Source organism: Micromonospora sp. D75 (genome assembly GCF_018070405.1).
GTDB lineage: Bacteria > Actinomycetota > Actinomycetes > Mycobacteriales > Micromonosporaceae > Micromonospora > Micromonospora chalcea.
On record NZ_JAGPXV010000005.1, the window covers coordinates 21,910 to 33,211 of the forward strand.

Consider the following 11,302-nt stretch of genomic DNA (forward strand, 5'->3'; position numbering starts at 1 on the left):
CGAGGCGTACTCGCTCCGCTCGTTGCCTGCGCGCGCTCACTGTGCACTCCCGGTGTTCAGCAGCGGGCCCGGCCGGTCCGCGGCGTCCGCCGCGACCCGCCCCGCCGGGACGGCCGAACCGCCGGCGGCGCCGACGGAGACCTTCACCAGCGAACCGGACGTCGCGCCGAGGCTGCGCCGCACGGTGGAGCCGGGCGAGTTGGTCGGCAGCCAGACGACGCCGTCCGGCATCTCGGTGATCGCCGCCGGCAGCGTGACCGCGCCACGGTCGGTGCCGACGGTGACCGCGTCGCCGTCGGCCACGCCGAGGGACTCGGCGGTGCCCTTGCCCAGCCGGACCACCGGCGGGCGGGCGGTGCCGGCGAGGTGCTCGTCGCCGTCGGTGAGGCTGCCCAGGTCGATGAGCTGGTGCCAGGTGGACAGCACGGCCTCGCCCGCGCCCGGCTGCCGGACGGCGGCCGGCTCGACCGAGGGCGCCGACGGCCGCTCGACCCGGGTACGCGGCAGCGTGCCCAGCTCGCGGCGGATGCTCGGCACGTCGCCGGTGCCCAGCCGCACGTCGAGCTGCGCGGCGATCGCGTCCAGGATCCGGGCGTCGGTCATCGCGCCGGTGTCCAGCACCTTCTCGAACGTGCGCAGCCGGCCCTCCCAGTCCAGGAAGCTGCCGGCCTTCTCGACCACCGGCGCGACCGGCAGGACCACGTCGGCCCGGCGCGACACCGCGCTCATCCGCAGTTCCAGGCTGACCAGGAACGGCACCGCGTCCAGGGCCTTCTCGGCCAGCCGCGGGTCGGCCAGGTCGGCCGGGTCGACACCGGCCACCACCAGGGCGCCGAGCTGACCGTTCGCGGCGGCGGTGAGGATGCCGTCGGTGTCGCGGCCGGCCTGGCTCGGGATCACCCCGGCCGGGATGTCCCACGCCTCGCCGAGCTCCGCGCGGGCGGCCGGCTCGGTGACCACACGGCCGCCGGGGAGCAGGTTGGGCAGGCAGCCCGCGTCTACAGCGCCGCGGTCACCCGCGCGCCGCGGCACCCAGACCAGCCGGGCACCGGTACGCCGGGCGACGTCCGCCGCCGCCGACAGCCCGCCCGGCACCTCGGCCAGCCGCTCGCCGACGATCAGGATCGCGCCGGGCTTACCCAGCGCCTCCGCCACCGTGGCGTGCTCGGCCAGCACGCCGGCCTCCTCGCCCGGCACCACGCGGGCGAGCTTCGCCCCGAGCTTCTCCAGGCCGCGCGTCGCGAACGGCGCGATCGCGTACACCGTGAGCTTCTTCTTCAGGTACGCCTTGCGCAGCCGCAGGAAGAGGATCGGGCACTCCTCCTCCGGCTCCAGGCCGACCAGCACCACGGCGGGCGCGTTCTCCACGTCCGTGTAGGTCACGTCGGTGACCCCGGCGACGCTGCTGGCCAGGAAGTCGGCCTCCTCGCGGGAGACCGGGCGGGCCCGGAAGTCGATGTCGTTCGTGTGCAGTGCGATCCGGGAGAACTTCGCGTACGCGTAGGCGTCCTCGACGGTGAGCCGGCCGCCGGTCAGCACCGCCGTGCCGGTCGCGCCGTCACGGGCCTCGCGCAGCCCCTCGGCGGCCCGGGTCAGCGCCTCGCTCCAGGACGCCTCGCGCAGCTCACCGGTCTTCTCGTCGCGCACCATCGGGGTGCTGAGCCGGTCGAACGCGCGGGTGTACTGGAAGCCCCAGCGGCCCTTGTCGCAGTTCCACTCCTCGTTCACCGCCGGGTCGTCGCCGGCCAGCCGGCGCAGCACCTTCCCGCGCCGCCAGTCGGTGCGCTGGGCGCAACCGGCCGAGCAGTGCTCGCAGACGCTCGGCGTGGAGACCAGGTCGAACGGGCGGGCCCGGAACCGGTACTGCGCGCCGGTCAGCGCGCCCACCGGGCAGATCTGCACGGTGTTGCCGGAGAAGTACGAGTTGAACGGGACGTCCCCCTCGTCGCCCTCCTCGCCGTACTCCTCGTCCCGGTAGATGTTGATCTCCTCGTGCGAGGATCGGCCCATCAGGTCGATGAACTTGTCCCCGGCGATCTCCTCGGAGAACCGGGTGCACCGCTGGCAGAGCACGCAGCGCTCGCGGTCGAGCAGCACCTGGGTGCTGATCGGCAGCGGCTTCGGGTACTCCCGCTTGTGCTCGTGGAACCGCGAGTCCGTCCGGCCGGTGGACATCGCCTGGTTCTGCAGCGGGCACTCGCCGCCCTTGTCACACATCGGGCAGTCCAGGGGGTGGTTGAGGAGCAGCAGCTCCATCACCCCCTCCTGGGCCTTCTTGGCGACCGGCGAGGTGAGCTGGGTCCGCACCACCATGCCGTCGGCGACGGTCTGGGTGCAGGAGGCGACCGGCTTGCGCTGGCCCTCCACCTCCACCAGGCACTGCCGGCAGGCGCCGGCCGGGGCCAGCAGCGGGTGGTCGCAGAAGCGGGGGATCTCGGTGCCCAGCTGCTCGGCGACCCGGATCAGCAGCGCCCCCTTGGGGGCGGTGACCTCGACGCCGTCGATGGTCAGCGTGACGGTCTCGGTCTGCTTGGCTACGTCGGTCATCAGTGCGCCCCTACCAGGGTCTTCTCCGACAGCTTCGGAGCGGTACGTCCCTCGATGTAGTCGAGGTAGTCCTGCTTGAAGTACTTCAGCGACGAGGTGACCGAGCTGGTCGCGCCGTCACCCAGACCGCAGAACGAGCGGCCGAGGATGTTGTCGCAGGTGTCGAGCAGGGTGTCCAGGTCCTCGTGGGTGCCCTGGCCGGACAGGATGCGCCGGTAGACCCGGACCATCCAGTAGTTGCCCTCCCGGCACGGGGTGCACTTGCCACACGACTCGTGGTGGTAGAACTCCAGCCACCGGTAGGTCGCGTACACCGGGCAGTCCTGGTCGGAGAAGATCTGCGTGGCGGTGGTGCCCAGGATCGAGCCGGCCCCCGCCACCCCCTCGAAGTCCAGCGGCACGTCCAGGTGCTCGGCGGTCAGCAGCGGCGTCGACGAGCCACCCGGGGTCCAGAACTTCAGGTTGTGCCCCGGCTTCATCCCGCCGGCCAGCTCGATCAGCTCGCGCAGCGTGATGCCCATCGAGCACTCGTACTGGCCCGGGTTCGCGATCCGGCCGGACAGCGAGTAGATCATCGGGCCGGACGACTTCTCCGTGCCCATCGTCTTCCACCAGTCCGCGCCACCGAGCACGATGTACGGCACGCTGGCGATGGTGCCGACGTTGTTGACCACGGTCGGGCTGGCGTACAGGCCGTGGGTCGCCGGGAACGGCGGGCGCAGCCGGGGCTGGCCGCGGAAGCCCTCCAGCGAGTCCAGCAGCGCGGTCTCCTCACCGCAGATGTACGCCCCGGCGCCGGAGTGCACCACCAGGTCCAGGTCGAACCCGGAGCCGAGGATGTTCCGGCCGAGGTAGCCCTTGGCGTACGCCTCGGCGACCGCGCTGCGCAGCCGCCGCGCGGCGTGCACGGCCTCACCCCGGATGTAGATGTACGCCCGGTTGGCCCGGATCGCGTACGAGGCGATGATGACGCCCTCGACCAGCGAGTGCGGGTCGTAGGTCATCAGCGGCAGGTCCTTGCAGGTGCCCGGCTCGCCCTCGTCGGCGTTCACCACCAGGTAGTGCGGCTTGCCGTCGCCCTGCGGGATGAAGCCCCACTTCAGGCCGGTCGGGAAGCCCGCGCCGCCACGGCCGCGCAGCCCGGAGTCCTTGACCAGCTGGATCAGGTCGTCCGGGTGCGCCTTGAGCGCCTTGCGCAGGGCGGCGTAGCCGTCCAGGTTCTCGTAGGTGCCGATCCGCCAGGCGTCCGGCGACAGCCAGCGCTTGGTGAGCACCGGCGTGAGCTTGGCCAGCGTCTCCGGCCGAGGCGTGGTCACTTGCGGACCCCCGATCCGTTGGCGTCCGCCGGGTCGGCGCCGTCCGCGCCCGTACCGGCCTCCGCTTCCTTGAGGTTGCGCTCCTGCGCGCCGGCCGCGTCGCCGGCGGGCTTGCCGTCGCCGGCCGGCGGGTTCGCCGCCGTGCCGGCCGCCTCCGCCGCCTGCGCGTCGCGCGGCACCGGCGGCGGGCCGTCCACCGGGATCTTGGTGCCCGGCGCGTCCGGTACGGCGGTGGCCGCGTCCGGCTGCCGGGTCTCGGCGGTACGCACCTGCGGCGACTTGGCGTCCGGCGCCTTCACGTCCGGCGCGGTGCTGCCGGTGGCCGCCTCCGGCAAAACCTGCTCGGCGGCCTTGGCCGGCTCGGGCGCGGGGGCCGGCTTCGCGGCCTCGGCCTTCGCCTTCGCCTCGGCGGCGGCCCGGTCGGCCTCGGCCTTGCTGCGGATCGGGGTCTTCGGGTCGAAGCCCGGCACCGAGACGCCGTGCTGCTCGGCCAGGCGCAGGCCGCGCAGGCTGGGCTCGCCCGGCCCGCCGTCGGCCACCGCGCCGTCCCGCTCGTCGGCGAAACCGGCGAGCTGGACCGCCATCTCCTTGAGCGTGCACAGGCGCGCGCCCCGGGTCGGCATCGGCCGGCCGCCGGCCCGCAGCTCCTCGACCACGTCGAGCGCGCCCTGCGGCTCCACGTTGTCGAAGAAGTCGTAGTTCACGGTCATGACCGGGCCGTAGTCGCACGCCGCCAGGCACTCGGCGTGCTCCAGGGTGATCTTCCCGTCGGCGGTGGTCTCCTCGTGCCCGACGCCGAGGTGCTCGGCCAGGGCGTCGTAGACCTTCTGCCCGCCGAGCACGTCGCACATGGTGTTGGTGCAGACGCTGACCAGGTATTCACCGGTGGGCTTGCGCTTGTACATGGTGTAGAAGGTGGCGACGGCGCCGACCTGGGCCTTGTTCAGCCCGAGCACCTCGGCGCAGAACTCGACACCGGCCGGGGAGACGTACCCCTCCTCGGACTGGACCAGGTGCAGCAGCGGCAGCAGCGCCGAGCGGGACCGGTCGGCCGGGTACCGGGCGATGATCTCCCGCGCCCGGAGCCGGGTCTCTTCAGTGAACGTGCTCATCGGTCACAACCACCCATCACGGGGTCCAGCGAGGCGCCGCCGGCGATCACGTCGGCGATCAGGCCGCCCTCGGCCATCGCCGGGAGGGCCTGGAGGTTGACGAAGCTCGGCTCCCGGTAGTGCACCCGGTAGGGCCGGGTGCCGCCGTCGGACACCGCGTGCACGCCGAGTTCGCCACGGGGCGACTCGACGGCGACGTACACCTGGCCCGGCGGGACCCGGAAGCCCTCGGTGACGAGCTTGAAGTGGTGGATCAGCGACTCCATCGACTGACCCATGATCTTCGCGACGTGCTCCAGGGAGTTGCCCATGCCGTCGACGCCGATGGCGAGCTGCGCCGGCCAGGCGATCTTCTTGTCGGAGACCATCACCGGGCCCGGCTTCAAGCGGTCCAGCGCCTGCTCGACGAGCTTCAGCGACTCCCGGATCTCCGCGACCCGGACCAGGTAGCGGCCCCACACGTCACCGTCGGTGTGGGTCGGCACGTCGAACTCGTACGTCTCGTAGCCGCAGTACGGCATGGTCTTGCGCAGGTCCCAGGCGAGGCCGGCGGAGCGCAGCACCGGGCCGGTGACGCCGAGCGCCATGCAGCCGGTCACGTCGAGCACCGCCACGTTCTGCGTCCGCTCCAGCCAGATCGGCTGACCGGAGAGCAGGTTCTCGTACTCCTTGAGCCGCTTCGGCATCAGCTGGAGGAAGTCGCGGATCTTGCGGATCGCGTCGTCCGGCACGTCCTGCGCCACGCCGCCCGGCCGCACGTACGCGTGGTTCATCCGCAGGCCGGTGATGGTCTCGAAGATGTCGAGGACGTACTCCCGCTCGCGGAAGCCGTACAGCATCATGTTGATCGCGCCCAGCTCCATGGCGGTGGTCGCCAGCCAGACCAGGTGCGACGAGATCCGGTTCAGCTCCATCATCAGCACGCGGATGGTGTTCGCGCGCTCGGTGATGTCGTCGGTGATCCCGAGCAGCTTCTCCACCGCGAGCGCGTACGCCGTCTCGTTGAACAGCGGGGAGAGGTAGTCCATCCGGGTCACGAACGTCGAGCCCTGGACCCAGTTGCGGTACTCCAGGTTCTTCTCGATGCCGGTGTGCAGGTAGCCGACGACCGAGCGGGCCTCGCGGACCGTCTCGCCCTCCAGCTCCAGGACCAGCCGGAGCACGCCGTGGGTGGACGGGTGCTGCGGGCCCATGTTGACGACGATCCGCTCGTCGTTGATCGGGTCCGTGCCGGAGACGACCTCGTCCCAGTCCCCGCCGGTGACGGTGAAGACCTTGCCCTCGGTGGTCTCGCGCTCGGTCGCGTAGTTAGACGTGGTCACTGGTACGACCTCCTACGGTCCGGCGGCGGGATTTCCGCACCCTTGTACTCGACCGGTACGCCGCCGAGCGGGTAGTCCTTGCGCTGCGGGTGACCCTCCCAGTCGTCCGGCATGAGGATCCGGGTCAGGGCGGGGTGGCCGTCGAAGACGACGCCGAACATGTCGTACGTCTCCCGCTCCTGCCAGTCGGCGGTCGGGTAGACGGCGGTGACGCTCGGTACGTGCGGCTGCTCGGCGGAGACCGCCACCTCCAGCCGGACGATGCGGCGGTAGGTCATCGAGGTCAGCTGGTAGACCACGTGCAGGCGCCGTTCCGCGCCCAGGTAGTCCACGCCGGACAGCGACGAGAGCAGCTCGAAGCGCAGCGACAGGTCGTCGCGCATCACCTGGCAGACCTCGGCGATGCGCTCCGGGCGTACGTGCAGCGTCAGTTCGCCCCGGTCGACCACGACCTTCTCGATCGCGTCGTTGAAGTCCGGGTACGCCTCCTCCAGCGCGTCCCGCACCTCGTCGAAGTAGCTCCCGTACGGGCGGGTCGCCTCCTCGATCGGCTTGCGCTGGCGGACCAGCCCGCCGTAGCCGGAGACGTCACCGGTGCCCTGGTTGCCGAACATCCCCCGGCCGGCCGGGCTGGCCGGCGGGTACTCGGCCGGAGCGGTGGAGCTGGCCCCGACCGGGGTGGTCGGCACCGGCACCCCGCCGTCGTTGGTCTTGTCGTTGCTCATTTCGGGCCCCTATGCGACGCCTGAAGGTGGTTCTGCGCCTTCATCCAGTTCTCGATCCGCAGCTGCTCCTCGCGCCCCTCGCGGACGGCCTTCGTCCACTCGGCACGGCGGGCCTTGTCGCTGCGGTACGACGAGGGCATCGAGCCGTACGGCACGACCGGCACGTCACCGCGCGCCTGGCGGGCCTCCAGCATCTTGCGGCCGTTCGGGCCCAGCGGCTCGTGCATGATCTTCTCGCGCAGCTTGAGCACGGCGTCGATGAGCATCTCCGGCCGGGGCGGGCAGCCGGGCAGGTACATGTCGACCGGGACGACGTGGTCGACGCCCTGCACGATGGCGTAGTTGTTGAACATGCCGCCGCTGCTGGCGCAGACGCCCATCGAGATGACCCAGCGGGGCTCGGCCATCTGGTCGTAGATCTGGCGCAGCACCGGGGCCATCTTCTGGCTCACCCGGCCGGCCACGATCATCAGGTCCGCCTGGCGGGGCGAGGCCCGGAAGACCTCCATGCCCCAGCGGCCCATGTCGTAGTGCGGGCCGCCCGCCGCCATCATCTCGATGGCGCAGCAGGCCAGACCGAACGTCGCGCCCCAGACCGAGGTCTTCCGCGTCCAGTTGACCAGCTTCTCGACGCTGGTGAGCAGGACGCCGGAGGGGAGTTTCTCCTCGATGCCCATCTGCTACCTCCTCAGTCCCAGTCCAGGCCGCCGCGACGCCAGACATAGGCGTAGGCGACGAAGACCGCGACGATGAACAGGACCATCTCCACGAAGCCGAAGATCGGCAGAGCGTCGAAGGAGACCGCCCAGGGGTAGAGGAAGATGATCTCGATGTCGAAGACGATGAAGAGCATCGCCGTCAGGTAGAACTTGATCGGGAACCGGCCGCCGCCGACGGGCTGCGGGCTCGGCTCGATGCCACACTCGTACGCCTCGAGCTTGGCCTTGTTCAGACGCCGCGGGCCGGCGAGTCGGGCAGCGGCCACGGAGAACAGCGCGAACGCCGCAGCGAGGGCGAACAGCCCGATGATGGGTGCGTAAGGAGAGAGCGTCATCGTTGTCCCCTGCTCGTCCTTCCCTGACCTCGGTGGTTGGCCAAAATCACACTATTCACGTCCCTGAGACCTCGGTCGTCGGGGGGTCGATCTCTGTCCGGCTCGTGGTCGGTCGTCTTCTACACGGCCGGGGCCACCTTCGTCATCGCGTTGATGACCCGGTCCATCGCGTCCCCGCCGCGCGGGTCGGTCAGGTTGGCCAGCAGCTTGAGCACGAAGCGCATGAGCATCGGGTGCGGCATGCCGTGCTTGGTCGCCATCCGCATGATCTCGGGGCGGCCGATGAGCTTCACGAACACGCCGCCGAGCCGGTAGTAGCCGCCGAAGCGGGCCTTCAGCTCCTGCGGGTACGCCATCAGCGCCCGCTCCCGTTCCGCGCCGGCCGGGCGGGCCAGCGCCTGCACCATGACCTCCGCGGCCATCTCGCCGGACTCCATCGCGTACGCGATGCCCTCGCCGTTGAACGGGTTGACCATGCCGCCGGAGTCGCCGACCAGCAGGACCCCGCGGGTGTAGTGCGGGACCCGGTTGAAGCCCATCGGCAGCGCGGCCCCGAGGGTGGGACCCTCCGCGTTGGACTCGTCGGTCATCCCCCACTCCTCGGGGGTGTTCGCGAGCCAGTCGGTGAGCAGCTTGCGGTAGTTCGTCTTGCCGAACGCCGAGGACGAGTTCAGCACGCCGAGGCCGACGTTCACCCGGCCGTCGCCGAGGCCGAAGATCCAGCCGTAGCCGGGCAGCAGCGCGTCGCTGCCCTTGGCCCGCAGCTCCAGCCACGACTCCAGGTAGTCGTCGTCGTGCTTGGCGGGCGAGCGGTAGTAGCGGCGGACCGCCACGCCGATCGGGCGGTCCTCCCGCTTGGCCAGCCCGAGGGCGAGCGGGAAGCGGCCGGAGACGCCGTCGGCGGCGACCACGAGCGGCGCGTGGAAGGTGGCGGGCTCCTTGTCCGGGCCGACCTCGGCCTGCACGCCGATCACCCGGTCGTCGGCGCCGAGCACCGGGCCGAGGACGTTGACGCTGGTGCGCAGCTTCGCCCCGGCGGCGACGGCCCGCTGCGCGAGCAGGTCGTCGAAGTCGAGCCGGGTCCGCACGAGGCCGTAGTTGGGGAAGCTCGCCAGGTCGGGCCAGTCCAGCTCCAGGCGCACCCCGCCGCCGATCACCCGCAGGCCCTTGTTGTGCAGCCAGCCGGCCTCGGGCGAGGTGTCCACGCCCATCCGGATGAGCTGGCGCACGGCCCGGGGCGTGAGCCCGTCGCCGCAGACCTTCTCCCGGGGAAACTCCGTCTTCTCCAGCAGCAGCACGCGTACGCCGTGCCGCGCCAGGTGGTACGCCGTGGCCGATCCTCCGGGACCGGCGCCCACGACGATGACGTCGGCGTCGTTCTCCACCGCGGTCATCCGCGCCTCCTCCCGCATGCTCGTGAAATGCTTCACAAGCCCATCCGGATGGAGTCTATGACCGCTGTTACACCAGGACGCGTTGAGGGGGGCCTAACTTCGCGGAAACGGGCCGGTAGGCGGGCCGAAACCGGTCAGGGGCGAGCCGGCGCGGCCGGTCCGAGCCCGGCGTCGAGCCGGATCGCCTCGGGCAGGTGGTCACGCAACGCGCCACCTGCCGCACGGTCGAGCGCCGCCAGCACCTCGGCGACGACCTGCCGGACATCAGCGGGATCCGCGCCGGCCAACTCGCGGAGCTGGGCGATCAGCTCGGCGGCGTCGTCGTCGGTGGCGGCCTGGTCTGGTCCCGTCATGCAGGCGAGCCTACGGGGACAAAGTAGACCAGAACCGGATATTCACGAAATGACCGGCTAGCGCCTGGTCGGCCGGTCAGTTTCGGACGGCCCGGTGCAGGGCCACCACGCCCCCGGTCAGGTTGCGCCACGCCACCCGGCCCCAGCCGGCCGCGCCGATCCGCGCGGCCAGCGCCGGCTGGTCCGGCCAGGCCCGGATCGACTCCGCCAGATAGACGTAGGCGTCGGGGTTGCTGGACACCGCGCGCGCCACGGCCGGCAAGGACCGCATCAGGTACGACAGGTAGACGGTGCGGAACGCCGGGTTGACCGGGGTGCTGAACTCGCAGACCACCAGCCGCCCGCCCGGCCGGGTCACCCGGGCCAGCTCGCGCAGCGCCGCGTCGGTGTCGTTGACGTTGCGCAACGCGAAGGAGATGGTCACCGCGTCGAAGCTGGCGTCGGCGAACGGCAGCCGGAGCGCGTCCCCGGCCAGCAGCGGCACCGACGGGCGGGTGCGCTTGCCCGCGTACAGCATGCCCAGCGACAGGTCGGCGCCGACCGCGTACGCCCCGGAATGGGCCAGCTCCTCGGTCGAGACGCCGGTGCCGGCGCCCACGTCGAGCACCCGCTCGCCCGGCGCCAACCCGAGCGCCGCCCGGGTGGCCCGCCGCCAGGACCGGTCCTGCCCGAAGGAGAGCACGGTGTTGGTCAGGTCGTAGCGGGCCGCGACACCGTCGAACATCGCGGCTACCTCGTGCGGCTGCTTGTCCAGGCTGGCGCGCTGGCCCTGCGGGGTACGGCTCACCCCTCCACTCTGCCAGCCGCGCCCCTTCCGCCCCGCCCCGGGTACGCGAGAGGGCGGGGTGGTCGCCCACCCCGCCCTCTCCGTGTCCACGGTGACGGTGTCAGTCCTCGGTGCGCTCCTCGCCCGGCGTGACGAGCACCACCTTGCGGCGCCGGGACAGCATCATCAGCGCCACACCGGCGGCGACCACCGCAGCGCCGATCCCGCCGATCAGGCCGACCTGCATACCGGTCACCGGCAGGCCACCGCCGCCGGTGCCGCCACCCGCGCCACCACCGGAGGTCGGCGTCGGCACCGCGGTCACGCTGCCGGTCGGGGTCGGCTGGGCGGTCGGCGTCGAGGTCGGCTCAGCGCTCGGCGTCGGGCTCGGGGTCGACTGCGGGCTCTGGTCGACGAAGACGTCGAACTGGGCGGTGTTGTCGCCGTCGTCGGCCTCGGAGAACGCGCGACGCTGCGCCGAGGTGGCGGCCTTCGGCTGCTCCTCCGGCGTGCCGGAGGCCGCCTCCAGCCCGGCGGCCCAGACGAAGCCCGGCCGGAGCAGCTTCTCGGTCACGTCCGCGCCGACCTTCACCTGCACGTCGGCGGTGTAGTACTGGCCGGGCTTGAGCACCGCGCCCAGGTCCTCGCAGTACGCGTTGGCGAAGCCGCCCAGGTTCTGCTCGACGCAGCCCTCGGGCAGCTCGGCGACGGTG

Annotated in this window: 10 protein-coding genes and 1 pseudogene; all 11 read right to left on the reverse strand. The window is 71.7% G+C overall.

Translation table 11 applies throughout. From position 1 onward, the window contains the following. Positions 1 to 36: 36 nt before the first annotated feature. A complete protein-coding gene (locus KBX39_RS00945; protein WP_210868758.1) occupies positions 37 to 2,547 on the reverse strand; it encodes an NADH-quinone oxidoreductase subunit G in 2,511 nt (836 codons plus the stop codon). After that, entirely contained in the window at positions 2,547 to 3,863 is a 1,317-nt protein-coding gene (gene nuoF / locus KBX39_RS00950) for an NADH-quinone oxidoreductase subunit NuoF (protein ID WP_043327309.1), read from the reverse strand. The genes KBX39_RS00945 and nuoF overlap by 1 nt, the downstream gene beginning before the upstream one ends. Continuing rightward, positions 3,860 to 4,975 (reverse strand): NADH-quinone oxidoreductase subunit NuoE, encoded by a 1,116-nt coding sequence (gene nuoE, locus KBX39_RS00955; protein WP_043327311.1) that lies wholly within the window; start codon positions 4,973 to 4,975, stop codon positions 3,860 to 3,862. The genes nuoF and nuoE overlap by 4 nt, the downstream gene beginning before the upstream one ends. Then, the gene (locus tag KBX39_RS00960; RefSeq protein WP_043327313.1) at positions 4,972 to 6,297 is read right to left on the reverse strand and encodes an NADH-quinone oxidoreductase subunit D; all 1,326 of its coding nucleotides are present in this window, start codon (positions 6,295 to 6,297) and stop codon (positions 4,972 to 4,974) included. Before KBX39_RS00960 ends, nuoE begins: the two co-directional genes overlap by 4 nt. Then, entirely contained in the window at positions 6,294 to 7,022 is a 729-nt protein-coding gene (locus tag KBX39_RS00965) for an NADH-quinone oxidoreductase subunit C (protein WP_043327315.1), read from the reverse strand. Before KBX39_RS00965 ends, KBX39_RS00960 begins: the two co-directional genes overlap by 4 nt. Then, on the reverse strand, positions 7,019 to 7,699 hold the full coding sequence (locus KBX39_RS00970; RefSeq protein WP_013283602.1) for an NADH-quinone oxidoreductase subunit B family protein: 681 nt from the start codon (positions 7,697 to 7,699) through the stop codon (positions 7,019 to 7,021). Before KBX39_RS00970 ends, KBX39_RS00965 begins: the two co-directional genes overlap by 4 nt. A gap of 11 nt (positions 7,700 to 7,710) precedes the next feature. After that, complete coding sequence (locus KBX39_RS00975; RefSeq protein WP_013283601.1) at positions 7,711 to 8,076, reverse strand: NADH-quinone oxidoreductase subunit A; 366 nt, start codon at positions 8,074 to 8,076, stop codon at positions 7,711 to 7,713. 119 nt (positions 8,077 to 8,195) lie between these two features. Next, a complete protein-coding gene (locus KBX39_RS00980) occupies positions 8,196 to 9,470 on the reverse strand; it encodes a geranylgeranyl reductase family protein (RefSeq protein ID WP_043330724.1) in 1,275 nt (424 codons plus the stop codon). Positions 9,471 to 9,604: 134 nt separating this feature from the next. Next, complete coding sequence (locus KBX39_RS00985; protein ID WP_030500769.1) at positions 9,605 to 9,823, reverse strand: hypothetical protein; 219 nt, start codon at positions 9,821 to 9,823, stop codon at positions 9,605 to 9,607. 76 nt (positions 9,824 to 9,899) lie between these two features. Then, complete coding sequence (locus tag KBX39_RS00990) at positions 9,900 to 10,610, reverse strand: demethylmenaquinone methyltransferase (RefSeq protein ID WP_064448431.1); 711 nt, start codon at positions 10,608 to 10,610, stop codon at positions 9,900 to 9,902. A gap of 100 nt (positions 10,611 to 10,710) precedes the next feature. Continuing rightward, positions 10,711 to 11,302, reverse strand: a pseudogene (locus KBX39_RS00995) (cell wall anchor protein); the annotation flags it as partial.